Genomic DNA, 17,379 nt, shown 5'->3' on the forward strand with positions numbered 1-17,379 from the left:
AACGAAAGAAGGAGCAGACGATGCAACACATGGATACAGAAATGTTTAGTACGAAGGGCAATGAGCCGGATAACAACCGAGGTAATATTCAACGTGATCCCGGATCAAAACGGTCGTTAAGCAAGGAGATGATACTTCAGGCTTCACTGGATGCGTTCAAGAAACTAAATCCGGTGGTCATGATCAAAAATCCGGTTATGTTTATTGTTGAGATTGGCACATTCATTACGCTCTTATTGAGCATCAATCCAGATCTTTTCACCGCATCGGAAGCTGGGCGCGGGTACAACATTGCCGTATTTTTCATTTTGCTGTTCACGCTGCTGTTCGCTAACTTCGCGGAGGCACTTGCAGAAGGGAGAGGCAAGGCCCAGGCGGATACGTTACGCAAGACGAAGTCGGACACCATGGCCAATCTGGTGCAGAAGGATGGAACGGTTAGGCAAGTGTCTTCGACCCAGTTGAAAAAAGGTGATATGGTCCGTGTGGAAGTCGGTGAACTGATTCCAACAGACGGTGAAATTATTGAAGGCTTGGCCTCAATTGATGAATCGGCCATTACGGGAGAATCCGCCCCGGTTATCAAGGAGGCAGGAGGCGATTTCTCTTCCGTTACCGGGGGGACACGTGTCGTGTCCGATTACATCGTCATGCGTGTTCAGACGGATCCGGGTGAGTCATTCCTTGACCGGATGATCTCTCTGGTTGAGGGTGCTCAGCGCCAGAAAACACCTAATGAAATCGCGCTGACAACCCTGCTCGCCGTATTAACTCTGATCTTTCTGATCGTCATACTCACGATGGTTCCAATGGCAAATTACCTGGGTATTCGACTAGATCTGGCGACATTGATCGCACTTCTCGTCTGCTTGATCCCCACCACAATTGGTGGATTACTGTCTGCCATTGGTATTGCCGGGATGGACCGGGTTACGCAGTTCAATGTGCTCGCCATGTCAGGTAAAGCGGTGGAAGCGGCCGGGGATATTGATACATTGATTCTGGACAAAACGGGGACGATCACATACGGAAATCGCATGGCATCTGAGTTTATTCCCGTTCAGGGCATTACTTCGTCAGAAATGACGCAAGCTGCTTTACAGGCTTCTGTGCGAGATGAGACCCCGGAAGGACGTTCTGTTGTGGAACTGGCAGGTAAACAAGGTCAGAGTTGGTCTGAGACAGAGTATGCTAATGCGGAAAATGTGGAATTCACGGCAGAGACACGGATGTCCGGTCTGAATCTGAGCAGCGGAATGAAAATCCGCAAAGGTGCGGTGGATGCGATCAAAAGATATATTACTTCCGAAGGAGGCCGTATACCTGGTGATCTGGATGAGATTGCAAATCGAATTGCGAAGGCCGGGGGCACGCCGCTTGCTGTGGCCATCGATGAACGAATCTACGGTGTGATCTATCTGAAAGACACTGTGAAGCCAGGGCTGAAAGAGAAGTTCGCCGAGATGCGCGCCATGGGTATCAAGACCATTATGTGTACAGGTGACAATCCGTTAACCGCAGCGACCATAGCGCTGGAAGCGGGCGTGGATGATTTTATTGCTGAAGCGAAGCCCGAGGACAAGATTGCGGCGATCAAAAAAGAGCAGCAGGAGGGCAAGCTCGTCGCTATGACGGGCGACGGTACGAACGATGCTCCTGCTCTGGCGCAGGCCGACGTGGGCCTGGCGATGAATTCGGGCACCATGGCGGCCAAAGAAGCGGCCAACATGATTGACTTGGATTCGGACCCGACCAAGTTATTGTCGGTGGTCTCCATTGGCAAGCAGCTGTTGATTACACGCGGCGCACTCACAACCTTTTCGATATCCAATGATATCGCGAAATATTTTGCCATCATCCCAGCCATGTTTATTCTCGCCATGCCGCAGCTTCAGGCGCTGAATATTATGAATCTGGCTTCACCGCAGTCCGCAATCCTGTCGGCGCTGATCTTCAACGCCATTATTATTCCGCTGCTTATTCCCATTGCGATGAAAGGGGTTAAGTATCGGGCGATGTCAGCCGAACGATTACTTGGCCGCAATGTGTTCATCTATGGCGTAGGTGGTGTGATTGTACCTTTTATCGGAATTAAGCTGATTGACATGGTACTGTCGGGGATTCTTTAACGAGATAACAACGCTTATCAAAATTGTTCTTTTATCCTAATGAATTCAGGAAGTGATCTGTATGAACATGTTCTTACCCGCCATAAGGCTATCTGTTGTGCTTATGCTGATATGCGGCTTAATCTACCCGCTTGTAACAACTGGTGTAGCCCAACTTCTCTTTCCTGCGCAGGCGAATGGCAGTCTGATTACGCAAGATGAGAAAATCATCGGCTCGTCACTGCTGGCGCAGGAAATCCAATCGCCGGGGCTGTTCCAGCCCCGGGCATCAAATGCCGGTTATGACCCAACGGCTTCAGCCGGTTCAAATCGCGCTGTAGCTTCGGAGGAATATATCGGCGAGATGAAGGAAAAAATGGCTCAGCTCCAGCAGGAAAACCCGGGATTGAAGCAGATCCCCGCTGATCTCGTGACGGGTTCAGGCTCTGGACTTGATCCGGATCTCTCTCCCGAAGCCGCTGAGGCACAGATCCCACGTATTAGCGAAGCTACGGGGCTTAGTGAACAGCAGCTTGTGCAACTTGTAGATGAGCATATGGAAGGTCGTCAGATGGGTATATTCGGGGAACCGCGTGTGAATGTAACGGCTCTGAATCTGGCGCTGATAGCAGAAATGAACTAATGAACGAACATATTAGCCTGCTCGCGATATATCGGGAGGGGCTTTCTCCATTTTTTTCATCCTATTTTTAAAGGAAAGGGGGAGAGGGACGGATGGAAGAAAGCTTCAAGCGCAAGTCACCGGAAGAGATGTTGAAGATGATTACGAAGCTGCAGCAGGGTACGCTCAAAATCTACATCGGCCCAGTCAGCGGATCGGGCAAAACGTATCACATGTTACGAGAAGGGAATACGTTGCGTGAGCAGGGCATTGATGTGGTCATCTGCGCCGTCTCCACAATGCGCAGACCGGAAACGGTGGAGCAGCTTGGCGCACTCGAACGGATTCCAAGCATTCACTGGTTACGCGAGAGTGATGATGTAGAGATGAAGGATCTGAACTTGGATGCACTACTGGCACGTAATCCGGAGGTTGTGCTGGTGGATGGTTTGGCACATCGCAACAGAGAAGGCGCTCGCTATGCTACCCGGCTGGAGGACATTCAGTTCTTGCTCCGAAACAACATCAGTGTCATGACAACGGTGAATGTGTATGAGCTGGAAGGGTATACCGAGCTGGCACGACAACTTACAGGGATCGCAGCAGAACATACGGTACCTGCCGATACATTGGAGCTTGCGGATGAAGTGAAGCTGATAGACGTCACGCCGGAAACGATACTGAGCCGTCTTGCAGAAGGTCATTTGCAGGGGCATGAGGGAGAAGCTGTATTTCGTCAAGGCAATCTGGGTATTCTGCGCGAACTGGCACTGAGATTGGTGGCAGAAGGGGTGAATGAATCCCTGCGTGAGCATCGGGAAGAGATGGGAATTACCGTCACAACAGGCATCATGGAACGGATTCTGGTGTCCACGCAATATCATTGGAACGGCTCGATCTATATCCGGCGCGGACAACAGATTGCCAAACGGCTGAATGGGGATTTGTGCGCCGTGGTTTTTCGGAATATGAAGCAGCCATTAACCAAGGAGGCAACCGTATTTCGACGGAATATGATCAAACTGGTGGAGAAGTTTGGCGGCCATATGGAGGAGCTGTCTATATTACACCGTCGCAACATCCCGTCTACGCTGGCACGTTACGCCATGGAGCACCAGATTACCCGGATTGTGATGGGACACTCCCGGCGTACGCGCTGGCAGGAACTGTGGCAGGGGTCCGTTGTTAACTCGCTGCTGCGCAGATTACGTGGTGTGGATCTGTTTCTGGTTGCTGATCGAGCGGCCAGGGAGGGTGAACGGGTGGTTCCGGCCAAGGTAAACGATGTGGAATCACTGACATACCGCAGACTAAGCGAGCAGGAAATGAAGGATCAGATTGGCCAGATTCAGCGCGGCACATTCAAAATATATATCGGAGCCGCACCAGGTGTAGGCAAAACCTACATGATGCTGCGAGAAGGCAATGATTTGCTCCGTAAGGGCATCGATGTGCAAATCGGCTTGCTGGAGACACATGGGCGGGCAGAAACCGTGGAGCAGATGGGTCACCTGTCTGTGATCCCTCGCGCGAAGCGCGATTATCAGGGAACTCGTCTGGAAGAGATGGACACGGAGGCCATTCTGCATCTTTGTCCGGAAGTGGTGCTTGTGGATGAACTGGCACATACGAATGTACCCGGGAGTGTCCCACAAAAGCGTTATGAAGATGTCCTGCTCCTGCTGAATGCAGGCATCTCGGTGATTACCACAATGAACGTACAGCATCTCGAAAGTCTGAATGATGCCGTTGAACATATTACCGGTGTTCGTGTCCGCGAGACCGTACCGGATCGGATCATTCAGATGGCGGATGAGGTGCAGTTGATTGATGTGGCGCCTCAGGCCTTGCGGCAGCGCATGAGGGAGGGTAAAATCTATGCAACTGCCAAGGTCGAGCAAGCCCTTGCGAATTTCTTCAAAATTGGCAATCTGATTGCCTTGCGAGAACTTGCTCTGCGCGAGCTGGCGGACGATGTGGATGAACGGCTTGAAGCACAGCAGGCCAAAATTGCACTTCGAGGACCTTGGCGCAGACAGGAAGCGGTCTTTGTATGTGTAAGCAGTGATCGTCATGCCGAGCGGCTGATCCGGCGTGGATTCCGCATGGCTTTTCGTCTAAAAGCCATCTGGCATGTACATCATATCCACATCGGTGAGTCCATGAGTGACGAAGTGAAGTGCCATCTGGAAGCGTTGGAGCAGCTGACGATTCGGCTTGGCGGTCAATTTCATATTCATCACAGTCCAAGGCTGCGCGATGTACCTGAGATTTTGGCAAGAAAGGCATCGGAGGCGAGAGCAACCCAGTTGGTAGTCGGGCAGGCAAGACGGGTGTGGTGGCTGAATGGCTACCGCGGCTCAGGATCGGTGGTCAACCGACTTGTACGCTTGTCGCGGCATCTGGATGTATTGATCGTTGCAGATTACGATTATGAACTGAGCGGGATGTGAATGGATATTGTCTGAACGAATAAAAAAAGAAACACTGCCATCCCATGGGAAACGGATTCCGGCATATGTATGGGTGACCCTTGGGGTGACGCTGCTAACTTTGCTGCTTCATGCCATCGGCATGAGCGGTGATCTGGTTAACGTAGCGCTTGTATACCTGTTTCCCGTACTGGTGAGTGCCGTGTATTGGGGAATGGGGCCAGCTGTATATGCCGCCAGTTTTAGCGTCATTATGTTTGACTTCTTTTTTGTACCGCCGTATTTGAGCTTTACGGTTGAAGACTTGAGGTATCTCATTTCCTTTGTCGTGTATCTTGCGGTGGCGATCCTGACAGCGAGTCTTGCAGGTCGATTGCGACAACAACTGGAGATGGTAAAAGCACGCGAGGCCACGACTAACTCCCTGTACGCATTGAGTCGTCAGATGACAGCCATTACGGATCTGAATACGTTGCTGGTTAACATTGCAACCCAAGTATCGCTTACCCTGGGTAAGCCGGCGGCTGTGTATCTTCCGGATGGACAGGGGGATTTGCTGGTTACAAGCTCTTCCGCATCCACACCCGCATCAGAAGGGGAAAAGGATGGCTGGGGAGATGGGGAGTCGGAGATTGCCATTGCCAAATGGGTGTATCATCACGGACAGGTCGCTGGTAAAGGATCATCCACTTTGCGGGAATCTCTCGGGCTATATGTACCGCTACGCACAGAGGAGCAGGTTCATGGCGTGCTCGCCGTGAGCATGGACGCTGGCGAGATTCATGAGCAGCAAGAACAGCTTCGTCTGTTGGAGGCATGTGGTGGGCTGGCCGCAGGTGCCATTGCCCGAGTGAAGCTGGCTGAAGAGGCCCGATTGGCGCAGATCACTGCTGAATCGGAGCGCATACGCACAGCACTGCTGGATTCCGTCTCCCATGAACTGCGTACGCCCCTAACCGCCATTATCGGCTCGGCTACGGGATTGTTGGAGAATGATACTCTTTTTACACCCGAGGATCGGAGAGAATTAACAGGCAACATTCGGGATGGGGCCTTGCGTATGAATCGTCTCGTCACAAATCTGTTGGGCATGGTTCGGCTGGAGAGCGGCATGTTGCAGCTGAATCGGAAATGGTGTGACGTGGGAGACATGATCAGCGTTGTACTGACACAGGTTCGGGGATTCAGTCCGCATCGCAACATTCAAGTTGACCTGCCTGATGACCCTGCCTTCATTTACGGAGATGAAGTATTGCTGGAGCAGGTACTGGTCAATATCGTCAGCAACGCCATCAAATATTCGCCTGATGAGAGCCAGATTGTCATCACTGTGGCAAGCGATAAGAGTACAGATCAATTGACGATCTGGGTAGCTGATCAAGGCATAGGTATACCGGAAGCGGAAAGATTGCGTATATTTGATAAGTTCTATCGCTCAGAGTCGACTCAACATGTCACAGGAACGGGGCTTGGTCTGGCAATCTGCAAAGGCGTTGTGGAAGTCCACGGAGGTACCATTGTGGCAGAGCCGAATCCGGGCGGGGGAACGAGAATGCGCATAGATATCCCCATGGAGGCTCACGGATCGTCGTTTTCCTATTCAGAACAAGGAGAGGTTGAAGAATAACATGAACGCACCACTAGGGGCTCGCATACTGGTGATCGATGATGAGCCGCAGATTCGCAAATTGCTCAAGGTCACCCTTCAGGCACACCAATTCGAACTTCACGAGTGTGGGGATGGCGAGGAGGGCGTTATTCAGGCCAGTATTGTACATCCGGATTTGATCATCCTTGATCTTGGTTTGCCGGGCATGTCTGGCATGGAGGTCCTTCGCCGGATTCGCGAATGGTCGCAAGTGCCGATTATAGTGCTGACAGCGAAGGATCAGGAGGGAGACAAAATTGCCGCGTTGGATGGTGGTGCAGATGATTATGTGACCAAACCATTCGGAATGGGTGAGTTGGTCGCCCGTATTCGGGTGGCGCTTCGTCATGTAGCCAAAACGACGGATGAGCCGATACTGCACTTCGGATCACTCACGATTGATCTGGCCCAAAGGCAGGTCGAACTGGAGGGGGCTTTGGTCAAATTAACCCCAACGGAATATGAGATGCTGAAGGTGCTTGCCTCCAATGCAGGGAAAATCATCACTCAGCGCCAGCTTTTGCAGCAAGTATGGGGAGGGCATCATCATGAGTCCGACAGCCATTATCTTCGGGTATATGTGGGACATCTGCGTAAAAAATTAAATGAAGATCCAACAAATCCGCGATATATTCAGACGGAGCCAGGCATTGGTTATCGCTTTTTGCTCCCTGCCGAATAAGGTTCAAGGGGGTGAGGCATTTCTGATAAATGATGTGATGCACGATTCAGTTCGTGAGCGCCATGGAACGAACAAAACACCGTCCCCTTTAATAGCAAAGGAAACGGTGCTTTTGTATTATGATGTGTATTTTGGCAACCAGTCGCCGTGAGCCTCAATCAACTCATCACACATGGCTACGATGTCATCGATAGACAGTTCTGCAGCTGTGTGTGGATCAAGCATGGCGGCGTGATAAATATGTTCTTTTTTGCCAGTGATTGCTGCTTCAATCGTCAACAGTTGCGTGTTGATGTTTGTCCGGTTCAATGCCGCGAGTTGTGGAGGCAGATCCCCAATATACGTAGGGCTGATTCCTGATCCATCCACCAAACAAGGTACCTCGACACATGCTTCACGCGGCAGGTTCGTAATCAGTCCGTTGTTCATGACGTTGCCGCCAATCTTGTACGGGTTATTCGTCTCCATCGCTTCGATAATATGCGATGCGTATTCACGGCTGCGGGTATGTTCAATATTTTCGCTGGCAAACAGCTTGGTACGCATTTCTTTCCAGCCCTCAATCTGGTTTACACAGCGGCGTGGATACTCATCCAGTGGAATGTTGAAGCGTTCAATCAGCTCCGGGTAATTCCGCTTGATGAAGTAAGGGTGGTACTCGGCATTATGCTCAGAGGATTCCGTTACATAATAGCCAAAACGCTGCATCAGCTCAAAACGAACCATGTCGTCATGCTGTTCCTTCTGTTTTTCCTTCGCCAGACGTTTAATCTCAGGGTACAGATCCTGCCCGTCTTTGGTAACTTCGAGTAGCCACGCCATGTGGTTGATCCCTGCAATCTTAGCCACAACACCTGTCTGATCGATCCCCAGTGCATCAAACAGATGTGGTACACATACCTGTACACTATGACACAATCCTACGGTTTTGATCCCACCATGTACGTTCATGACGTTGGTAAGCACAGCCATCGGGTTGGTGTAGTTCAGGAACCACGCATCCGGACATACTTCCTGCATATCTCGGGCGAAATCCAGCATAACCGGAATCGTACGCAGATTACGGAAAATTCCGCCAATACCGAGTGTATCTGCAATTGTTTGACGCAGTCCGTATTTTTTCGGAATCTCGAAGTCCGTAATGGTACATGGATCATATCCACCGACCTGGATGGCGTTGATGACATATTTGGCCCCGCGCAGCGCTTCTTTGCGGTCATGATATACGTTCACGACGCAACGACTTCCGAGTGAACGGGCCAGACTGGTCAGCAAACGCTCTGAATCGCTCAAACGTTCAGCATCGATATCAAACAATGCCAATTCAAAATCCTGCAGTGCTTCGGTCATCATGACATCACCCAATACATTTTTAACAAAGACGGTGCTGCCTGCACCGAGAAAAGTAATTTTGTTCATCTTAAGTTCAGCCTCCCTGAAAAATGTTGTACCCCAACTATAGGCCGATTCGGCACATATAACTATGGCTCAACCCCTTTCAAACATGTCATAATCCCATTTTTGTTCCCGCTTTCAACTAATATGGAAGCACTTTAGCTGTTATAATATAAATGGACTAAATGAAGAGGTAAGCGGAACGAAGTCAGGATGGAGGGCGAAAAATGAGTCGCATTGAGATGAATGTGGTTCCCGCAGGCTGGACACAGATGGAGCTGATGTTGTTGTTTTTTGGGTGGGAGTCATGTGACCCTGCGCATTATTGGGGACCGGGTGTACGTGATTCTTACATTGTGCACTACATCCATGAAGGACGGGGCACCGTGTACATGGGGGATCAGGAATACAAACTTAGCGAGGGACAGGGTTTTGTCATTCTCCCGGACACACTTATTCATTATGAGGCAGATCCGCAGGAGCCCTGGACGTATTCGTGGTTTGGTTTTAAAGGCGTACAAGCCAAAGCATTCATGCAACGTGCCCAATTAAGCCCGGAGCGTCCGATATATGATGCCCAGGATACAAATACGATGGAACAGTTGTATACGGAGTTGGTCCAGGCTTCTACGCGTCCAGGAGGCGATGTGATGAATCAGAGTCTCTTGTATCGCTTGGTGGCAGAATTAATCTCTTCTTCGCCTGTGAAGGAAGAAATAGGGCAACTCCTTTCGAACAAAGAGACGTACATCCGGCAGGCGGTGCAGTTTATGGAGAACAGGTACAGCCAGCGAACTTCCATTCTGGATATTGCCCAAGCTGTGGGGCTGGATCGCACGTATCTATCGGGATTGTTCAAAGAGCGATATGGCATGTCGCTACAGTCCTTTTTCCTGGAGTACCGTATGAATCGGGCTGCCGAACTTCTTCAGAATCCAGGGCTGTCGGTAAGTGAAGTGGCACATTCGGTTGGCTATACAGACCCATTACTGTTTTCCAAGATGTTCAAGCGAGTGACGGGTGTGTCTCCGAAGGGTTCGAGAAATCGAGATTAGACGTATTTCAGTGTTTCAAATTTGAAAGAATAGTTTTGATCATTATCGTCGTCCCGCTATTCTGATACAGTAGTGTAATTGAATATGTGGAACTTGGTGCTTTGCCCGTCAGGGTGGAAGCTTAATAGGGAAGTCCGGTGTGATACCGGCGCGGTCCCACCACTGTAACAGAGGAGTCAAGTAGCGATAATCCACTGCTTTAAGCCGGGAAGGAGCTGCAAGTGACGATGATTCTGGAGCCAGGAGACCTGCCAGGTTTAACAAACACAGTAGTACCCTACGGGAGATAGGAAGGTGTCTAGAGAGCATGATTTTTTCTGGAAATCTGTTTATTTAAGGCGTCCTCATCCAGTAACCCGGAGAGGGACGCCTTTTTTGATAGAATTTATAAGTTTTCAGCGGAGCTGTGGACGAAGAACATCATGGAAATCATCATTTTTCTATGAATTTTACTCCTCTCAATTGTGAATTTCACTCCTTGATATGTACTTTTCAGGCCCTCGAAAAAAAACAAAAAAGGCCACTAATCCGCAGATTCATAGCCTTATGCTTTAAGGTCTCCAACATATGTAGTTCCATCAATAATCAATAAATCAAGAATACTCGATTTCCAAACATTTGAAAAGCACATATTCTTCTTACTCCAAATAAAGTCAGGCTATCGGTGTTCCATTAGGTAATGGGCTATCCGGTGAGAGCAAGACAACATCGCCTTCACCAGGCACGCCGCCCAGCACAAGTACTTCAGAGACAAAACCGGCAATCCGCCGGGGTGGAAAATTAACTACCGCAACGACCTGTTTGCCAATGATCATGTCAGGCGTGTATCGCTGAGTAATCTGAGCACTAGAGCGCTTAAGACCAAGTGGTCCGAAGTCGATCGTCATTTTAATAGCGGGTATGCGAGCCTTGGGGAAGGGTTCGGCTTCCACCACGGTACCAACCCGGATGTCATGCTGCATGAACTCTTCAAAAGTAGCCATAGGGGTAGATCTCCTTTCAACTATTGGGGACTATTATAAATGAAAAATCAACAAAAAATCCAGATTACGCTGTATCGTAACCTGAATTTCTGTTGTGTTGCTTTGAAACAAACTAAGCGCCGTTCCAATTTTCCCCTGTGAGGTATTTCTCGGTGAGGATGGATAACATCTGAATACCTACTTCATTATGTCCGCCTTCTGGAATAATGATATCAGCATACTTTTTGGATGGCTCGATAAAAGCATCGTGCATTGGTTTTACCGTTTCGAGATATTGTTTGTATACGGATTGGATCGTGCGTCCGCGCTCTTCAATATCCCGCAGGACTCTCCGTAGAATCCGAACATCAGAATCAGTATCAACAAATACTTTGATGTCCATCAGACTGCGAAGATGTTCATCAATCAGCACATGCAATCCTTCTACAATGACAATATGGTTCGGTGCCAGTTCAACCGTCTCATTGGCAGCACGGTTATCTATGGTGAAGTCATATACGGGAGCATACGCCGCTTGGCCTTTTTTCAACAGGGTGAGATGCTCAATCAACAGATCATTATCGAATGCAAACGGGTGATCGTAATTGGTGAGTCGGCGTTGCTCAGGTGTGAGCTGCGACTGGTCTTTGTAATAATTGTCTTGGGAGATAAAAGTAACTTTAGCTGATCCCAGACGGTCTATGACGGAGCGAGCTACCGTCGTTTTACCGGAGCCGGTTCCTCCGGCGATACCAATAATGAGCATGGTTGTTCCATAAGCCTCCCTAAAATGGCAGCATGATGAATGGATAAAAGTCCATCAGAAATCCTTCGTTCATGGCCTTTATCCACATGTCTGTCTCTGAATACACAATTCTTTCATTGTACCATAGCACACGACTTTTTTCATCTTGGTGTATGGACCAGGTTTTGCCTTCAAGGGGGTTATGCATGCTCATATTCATTTTACTGTATATCTTTGGATGATACTCCCCGTGGTGACTCCCGCAGCGTCATGAGGCGCTGTCCGATGGAACTTTTTGTGAACAGATTTAGGATGACAAAACCAAGTACACTTCCCGTTGTATTGGCAATTATATCGTTCAGATCAGTACTGCGACCGTTGCCCAAGGTTACTCGGAGCAGCAACTGTGTTATTTCAATGAGGATACTTACAGCCAATCCCGCTAATGCTGCTGTTCGCTTCGAATGAATCCAAGGCTTTATGAAAGGAAGCATGAACCCCAGTGGCATAAACAGCACGATGTTTAGGAGAAAGCTAGGTGCATCCGCGGTCAGGAGCGGAATCCATTGAATGCTTTGATACCATGGAGTCTGATTGGCATAGATTCCGATGTTCACGTCGATAGGGAAAAATACAAAATGCATAACGCCCAACATATATATGGCAAATGCGAGCATCGACACATACTGTCTGATCGTGTACCTGGTTTTACTCACCCTGGCGTGGAGCATCAGGGCGAGCAGGACCAGAACGAATAATGGGCCAAGTACGATGGGAGATGAGATTGAATATTGGATGAACATGGAATGGCTCCTTCATAAGGAAATGAGATCAGGCTATTGAAGCTGAATCTTCATTTCCATTCCCTTAATGAATTGTGTGTCTTTAACCTCTTCAGCGAAGTCATCCTTGATCTCGAAAGGTTTCACTATCAGATATTTTACATCCTTGGCTGTTGTGGCATATATGCGTTCCGATTTCAGTTGGTTACCCTCGTATATGCCCTCGCCGCTAAGTGAGGTCAGTTGCCGCCCTTGATCATCATAGACTGCAAATCCGATGTGACTCAGCTTTTCCTGCTCTTTTGCCGTAAGAGTACTCTTATCGTTCAAACTGATAACAGTAGTTAGACGAGTAGTGACAGGGGTAACCAAAGCTTCCGTAACAGCGGCAGTATACAGATCGTTGGTCATGGCTGTGTTAGGCAGAACCTGATGAATGTTTTCTGTTGATTTGGCAAATGGAACCGTCAGCTCGAACTCATGATCAATGCCCTGCAACGTCAATTGAACTTGAGCATCAAACTGATCTGGCCAATGTGCCGTTCCCTGATCGGAGGAAATGACCTGCTCAAAGAGCAGTGTATCTGGCTGCGTTTCTCCTACCGAACTATAGAACAGTCCGCTATTCGGAAGAGACCCGTCGACTTTGAAAAAGACATTCTCAATTCCGCTACTCAGTTTCACGATGTCCTTTCCATTGTCATATTCGCCTTGATTCAGATTAGGCGCAGTGAAATGAACCAGAAACGCAGCACGGGTACCATCATATACCGCTTCAAGCACTTCCAGCTTCACATCCCGGTAAGCGACCTTGCTGTTAACAGGGGTAGTCAAGCCTTCGTTGCCCGCCGTTCGCAGACCCATATCGGCTTCTATCGAGCTGAAGAGACTGCCCACGAGTGGGATATTGCGCAAGGAGGCAGCCATGGCCGGTGATACAAAGCCGGATGCAAATACGGTCACGCCCAATACTCCGGCTGCGATCGTCGCAGCTGCAGCCTTGTGCCATCGCTTGTTCTGGCGACTGGAGCCCGAAGTCTGTTTGGTTTTCAATGTGTCTGATGACGCCGGCAGAGATTCCAGTGTGGCATCAATCCGGTTACGAACGAGTTCAGACATCAGGGGAAGCTCCTTCGCTTGGTTCTTTAATTCCTGATCGATATTAAACGGGTTTGACATGTAAGTTTACCTCCCGAAAATTTTTGAATTTCTGATATAACTCCTGCCTTGCCCGATTAAGTCTCATTTTCACTGCACTTTCGGAAATATTCAGGGCATCGGCGACTTGACGGAGGGACAGGTCTTCAAAATAATGCAAAACGACAACAATTCGTTTCGATTCCTCCAGACGGTCTACCGCTTCTCGCATATCGACCTCATCGTAGGGACTGGAATGCTCCCGCTTTTCTGAAGGTACTTCCGCATAAGTGGTGGAGAGAGAGCGGCGGGACAGCATCGTGTTGCATTCATTGATGAGGATGCGAAACAGCCAGGTTTTGAAATACCGGGGTTCCCGGAGTGTATGCACCGATTTGTATGCGTTCAGGATTGTCTCCTGAATGGCATCGGCCACGTCCTCCTCTTTTCGCAGCATGGATTTTGCCGTATTGTACAAAGAGTTTTCAATGTCTCGAATAAGCCGGATAAAAGCTTCACGATCTCCTTGGATGGCCTGGTTAACGAGATCGGTTGAACCCATGGATAACAGCTCCTTTCGTATTGGAGGGATGAAGTCAGCACTTGGCTGGTTTTTATATGAATTAGACTGGCGAGTAGGGCATATGGTCACATTTTCTTTTTATAGTTTTAAAAAAGGGCGTTGTTATATATGACGTATCAGGTCTCTACGTTCCCTTTAATGATAAGAGTGGCTGATTTTTCCCTAAGATTGGATGATTGACTTTTTCAAAAACAGCACTATAATAAACTTATATTCATAACACGGACTGTTACTGGGGAAACCAGGCATGACCGAATTCGATTGCTTTACTGTAATCGCTTTCGGTCTTTTTTTATTTTTGTTGGGGGGTGAGAACATTGAAGGTTATCAAGAAAGTAAACAATAACGTGGCCATCGCTATTAATGAACATAACGAAGAGGTTTTTGTCGTAGGTAAGGGTGTAGGATTTCTGAAAACGCCCTATGAGCTGACGGAGACGGACTTGGTGGAGAAAATATTCGTAGCACCAAAGAACATCCGGATGTATGATCTGCTGAACAGTATTCCAATTGAGGATATTTATCTCGCGGAGGAAGTCATCAAGCTGGGCAGTCAGATCTTGAATAAAACATTTAACCCGAATCTGCTTCTCACCCTGTCCGACCATATCAGTTTTGCATTAACCCGAACCAGAGAAGGTATCCGTATCAAAAACCCGCTGGAATGGGAAGTGCGGACACTCTATCCGGACGAAACCAAGGTGGGGGAGGCTGCGCTGAAGCTGATTCAGGAAAAAACGGATATCGCTCTGCCAACAGCCGAAACAACACTGATTGCTCTGCATTTTGTTAATGCACAGGTGGGCTCTGGAGAGATGACGGATACCACCAAGGTAACCACAGTTACGGGCGAGATCCTGTCTGTGATCAAATATGCGCTCAAAATTGATTTTCAAGAAGACTCCATTCACTTTATGCGATTTGCCACACATATCCGATATTTCATTCTGAGGCAGATGAGCGGTAAATCGCTCAAAGACGAGAATGAATCTCTGTTCCTGATGGTGAAGGAGAAGTTTCCGAAAGAACTCGCTTGTGTGGAGAAGATTGCTGATTTCCTGAAAAATAATTATGGCTGGACCTGTTCCGATGATGAAAAATTATACTTGATTCTGCATATCCAACGATTGATTTCGAATGAACCAACGGAATGAGCTAGTGAAGGAACTAACCGAATAATCCATATTGGACTGTTACTGATTCGATCAGGCATGACCAAGCGTAGGGAATGACGATTCCCCGGCTTGGTCATTTTTTATATATCCAATTTATTCATGTAGAGGAGAAGGGTCATGAACAACAAAGACTTGGCTAAAAACGTACTTGATCTCGTTGGCGGCGAGCAAAATATATCGGGTCTGACACACTGTGCAACCCGTTTGAGATTCGTATTAAAGGATGATAACAAAGCAGACCTCAAGGCGTTGGATCAGCTCGAAGGCGTGCTCAAGGCACAAAATTCCGGTGGACAGGTTCAGGTTGTTATCGGTGCCAAAGTAGACGCGGTATATAGTGAAGTGAAGAATCTAACTTCTGACAAGATTGGCGAGCTTACGGAGTCTACAGACAGTGGACCGAAAAAGAGACGTAACCCCATCAATGTAGTGCTTGAAACCATCGCAGGTATATTCACACCTGTTCTGCCAGCACTTGTTGGTTGCGGGATGATCAAGTGTTTGGCTACCGTTATAACTGCCATGGGTTACCTGGAAGGCTCCGGTTTCCTGACGATCATTAACATGATTGGGGACTGCATTTTCTACTTTATGCCATTCTTCCTGGCTGTTAGTGCAGCAAATCGTTTCAAAACCAATCCCTACTTGGCGGTAGCTCTTGCTGCGGGATTAATGCATCCAACCATTTTGAACGCTGCGGCTCAGATTGCTGAGACGGGTGTAAATAGTATCGATTTTCTCGGCATGCCGATTCTGTTGATGAAATATTCCTCTTCCGTCATTCCAATCATTTTGGCGGTATGGATTATGAGTTATGTGTATCCGATCGTCAATCGAGTGATTCCCAAGTTTCTGCAGGTCCTGCTTACCCCAATGATTGTTTTGTTTATTATGATTCCAGTGGAACTGATCGTGCTTGGCCCAGTAGGTTCATATATCGGTGACTGGTTGACCAATGGTATCAACTCATTGTTCTCAACCGCAGGTGTTCTTGCTGGTGCCATCCTTGGATTTTTCAAACCAATTATGGTCATGTTCGGTATGCACTATGCGATCATGCCGATTCAGGTTCAACAAGTGGCTACACTTGGTGCAACCGTGCTGTTACCAACAGCACTGGCAGCGAATTTGGCTCAGGCTGGAGCAGCCTTCGGTGTGTTTGTACTGACGAAGAGTAAAACGATGAAATCAGCGGCTGCTTCGAGTGGATTTACCGCTTTGTTCGGGATTACTGAGCCAGCGATCTATGGTGTTACGCTCAAATATAAACGTCCCTTTTTCGCAGGTTGCCTGGCAGGTGGATTAGTCGGTGGATTCTACAGCTTGGTGCATACAACAGCGAATGCAATTTCACTGCCAGGTGTATTGGCAATTGGCACGTATACATCAGATCGTTACATGTATGTCGTTATTGGTTGTATTGCCGCAGTTGTACTCGGGTTTGTGTTCACGCTGTTGGCGGGCATCAAGGAAGATACGGATGGAAATAAATCAAAGCAGCAAGCTACGAATAAAGTAAATAGCAATCAGGCGGCAGTTGCCACAGAGGCAACTCCAGCGTCCGTATCATCACAGACATCCACATCTTCTGACATGCTTATCGTTAGTCCAATGACAGGGGAGATCAAACCGATCTCTGAGGTAGAAGATCAGGCATTTGCCCAAGAGTTGATGGGTAAAGGCATTGCAATCGTTCCGACAGATGGCAAGGTATACGCTCCATTTGACGGAGTAGTCGAAGCACTTTATCGCACTAAACACGCCATCGGATTGAAGGCCGCGAATGGTGTCGAGATCCTTATTCATATCGGTGTGGATACCGTCAGTTTGAAAGGCAAATATTTTAACGCCCATATCGAGCAGGGACAGACAATCAAGGCCGGGGATTTATTGGTGGATTTTGATCCGGAGGGCATTACTTCAGCGGGCTACAACACCATTACGTCCATTGTCGTTACCAACATGCAACAGTACGGAGACGTGTTGACTACAGCGACCAGTGGCCCGATCCGGGAGAGTGAACCTTTGATCAAGCTGATTTCGTAAGAACTGC

Annotated in this window: 14 protein-coding genes and 1 riboswitch; of the genes, 8 read left to right on the forward strand and 6 right to left on the reverse strand. The window is 48.4% G+C overall.

The genetic code is table 11. From position 1 onward, the window contains the following. Positions 1–128 precede the first annotated feature (128 nt). From kdpB to BLS69_RS29205, 5 genes are all read left to right on the forward strand, one after another. Positions 129–2,129 (forward strand): potassium-transporting ATPase subunit KdpB, encoded by a 2,001-nt coding sequence (gene kdpB, locus BLS69_RS29185; RefSeq protein WP_218133586.1) that lies wholly within the window; start codon positions 129–131, stop codon positions 2,127–2,129. 61 nt (positions 2,130–2,190) lie between these two features. Then, positions 2,191–2,751 carry a potassium-transporting ATPase subunit KdpC gene (gene kdpC, locus BLS69_RS29190; RefSeq protein ID WP_091038712.1) on the forward strand — a complete coding sequence of 187 codons (561 nt, stop codon included), beginning with the start codon at positions 2,191–2,193 and terminating at the stop codon, positions 2,749–2,751. A 92-nt stretch (positions 2,752–2,843) separates the two neighbouring features. Next, on the forward strand, positions 2,844–5,183 hold the full coding sequence (locus BLS69_RS29195) for a histidine kinase (RefSeq protein WP_091038714.1): 2,340 nt from the start codon (positions 2,844–2,846) through the stop codon (positions 5,181–5,183). Positions 5,184–5,190: 7 nt separating this feature from the next. Beyond that, positions 5,191–6,789, forward strand: a complete 1,599-nt coding sequence (locus tag BLS69_RS29200) for an ATP-binding protein (protein ID WP_249913669.1) — start codon at positions 5,191–5,193, stop codon at positions 6,787–6,789. Position 6,790: 1 nt separating this feature from the next. Beyond that, a complete protein-coding gene (locus BLS69_RS29205) occupies positions 6,791–7,492 on the forward strand; it encodes a response regulator (protein ID WP_091038717.1) in 702 nt (233 codons plus the stop codon). A gap of 117 nt (positions 7,493–7,609) precedes the next feature. Here BLS69_RS29205 and BLS69_RS29210 read toward each other — a convergent pair whose 3' ends face one another. Beyond that, complete coding sequence (locus BLS69_RS29210) at positions 7,610–8,911, reverse strand: alpha-glucosidase/alpha-galactosidase (RefSeq protein ID WP_036616368.1); 1,302 nt, start codon at positions 8,909–8,911, stop codon at positions 7,610–7,612. A 203-nt stretch (positions 8,912–9,114) separates the two neighbouring features. Between BLS69_RS29210 and BLS69_RS29215 the strand changes: the two genes are divergently transcribed. Next, entirely contained in the window at positions 9,115–9,942 is an 828-nt protein-coding gene (locus BLS69_RS29215) for an AraC family transcriptional regulator (RefSeq protein ID WP_091038719.1), read from the forward strand. Positions 9,943–10,019: 77 nt separating this feature from the next. Beyond that, positions 10,020–10,213, forward strand: a riboswitch (cobalamin riboswitch). Between the two features lie 382 nt (positions 10,214–10,595). On the opposite strand, the gene csaA is transcribed toward BLS69_RS29215, so the two are convergent. The 5 genes from csaA to BLS69_RS29245 all read right to left on the reverse strand — a co-directional run bounded on the left by csaA (position 10,596) and on the right by BLS69_RS29245 (position 14,130). After that, positions 10,596–10,925 (reverse strand): chaperone CsaA, encoded by a 330-nt coding sequence (gene csaA / locus BLS69_RS29220; protein ID WP_047841512.1) that lies wholly within the window; start codon positions 10,923–10,925, stop codon positions 10,596–10,598. A 112-nt stretch (positions 10,926–11,037) separates the two neighbouring features. After that, positions 11,038–11,670, reverse strand: a complete 633-nt coding sequence (gene udk, locus BLS69_RS29225) for a uridine kinase (protein ID WP_036616377.1) — start codon at positions 11,668–11,670, stop codon at positions 11,038–11,040. 200 nt (positions 11,671–11,870) lie between these two features. Next, the gene (locus tag BLS69_RS29235; RefSeq protein ID WP_091038723.1) at positions 11,871–12,452 is read right to left on the reverse strand and encodes a VanZ family protein; all 582 of its coding nucleotides are present in this window, start codon (positions 12,450–12,452) and stop codon (positions 11,871–11,873) included. 33 nt (positions 12,453–12,485) lie between these two features. Beyond that, the gene (locus BLS69_RS29240; RefSeq protein ID WP_091038724.1) at positions 12,486–13,610 is read right to left on the reverse strand and encodes a DUF4179 domain-containing protein; all 1,125 of its coding nucleotides are present in this window, start codon (positions 13,608–13,610) and stop codon (positions 12,486–12,488) included. After that, positions 13,594–14,130, reverse strand: coding sequence for an RNA polymerase sigma factor (locus BLS69_RS29245; protein ID WP_091038726.1), 537 nt, complete (start codon positions 14,128–14,130; stop codon positions 13,594–13,596). The genes BLS69_RS29240 and BLS69_RS29245 overlap by 17 nt, the downstream gene beginning before the upstream one ends. A 329-nt stretch (positions 14,131–14,459) precedes the next feature. Here BLS69_RS29245 and BLS69_RS29250 point away from each other — a divergent pair, with 329 nt between their 5' ends. Together BLS69_RS29250 and BLS69_RS29255 are read left to right on the forward strand one after the other, a co-directional pair. Further along, a complete protein-coding gene (locus BLS69_RS29250; RefSeq protein ID WP_256332448.1) occupies positions 14,460–15,305 on the forward strand; it encodes a PRD domain-containing protein in 846 nt (281 codons plus the stop codon). 138 nt (positions 15,306–15,443) lie between these two features. After that, positions 15,444–17,372, forward strand: coding sequence for a beta-glucoside-specific PTS transporter subunit IIABC (locus BLS69_RS29255; RefSeq protein ID WP_091038729.1), 1,929 nt, complete (start codon positions 15,444–15,446; stop codon positions 17,370–17,372). Positions 17,373–17,379: the final 7 nt, after the last annotated feature.

The sequence above is a fragment of the Paenibacillus sp. CF095 genome (assembly GCF_900101225.1).
Taxonomy (GTDB): Bacteria; Bacillota; Bacilli; order Paenibacillales; family Paenibacillaceae; genus Paenibacillus.

Bases quoted from the DNA above. Each gene is read 5' to 3' on its own strand.
- kdpB (WP_218133586.1), top strand. From the start codon at position 129: ATGATACTTCAGGCTTCACTGGATGCGTTCAAGAAACTAAATCCGGTG.
- kdpC (WP_091038712.1), top strand. From the start codon at position 2,191: ATGAACATGTTCTTACCCGCCATAAGGCTATCTGTTGTGCTTATGCTG.
- BLS69_RS29195 (WP_091038714.1), top strand. From the start codon at position 2,844: ATGGAAGAAAGCTTCAAGCGCAAGTCACCGGAAGAGATGTTGAAGATG.
- BLS69_RS29205 (WP_091038717.1), top strand. From the start codon at position 6,791: ATGAACGCACCACTAGGGGCTCGCATACTGGTGATCGATGATGAGCCG.
- BLS69_RS29210 (WP_036616368.1), bottom strand. From the start codon at position 8,911: ATGAACAAAATTACTTTTCTCGGTGCAGGCAGCACCGTCTTTGTTAAA.
- BLS69_RS29215 (WP_091038719.1), top strand. From the start codon at position 9,115: ATGAGTCGCATTGAGATGAATGTGGTTCCCGCAGGCTGGACACAGATG.
- csaA (WP_047841512.1), bottom strand. From the start codon at position 10,925: ATGGCTACTTTTGAAGAGTTCATGCAGCATGACATCCGGGTTGGTACC.
- udk (WP_036616377.1), bottom strand. From the start codon at position 11,670: ATGCTCATTATTGGTATCGCCGGAGGAACCGGCTCCGGTAAAACGACG.
- BLS69_RS29235 (WP_091038723.1), bottom strand. From the start codon at position 12,452: ATGTTCATCCAATATTCAATCTCATCTCCCATCGTACTTGGCCCATTA.
- BLS69_RS29240 (WP_091038724.1), bottom strand. From the start codon at position 13,610: ATGTCAAACCCGTTTAATATCGATCAGGAATTAAAGAACCAAGCGAAG.
- BLS69_RS29245 (WP_091038726.1), bottom strand. From the start codon at position 14,130: ATGGGTTCAACCGATCTCGTTAACCAGGCCATCCAAGGAGATCGTGAA.
- BLS69_RS29255 (WP_091038729.1), top strand. From the start codon at position 15,444: ATGAACAACAAAGACTTGGCTAAAAACGTACTTGATCTCGTTGGCGGC.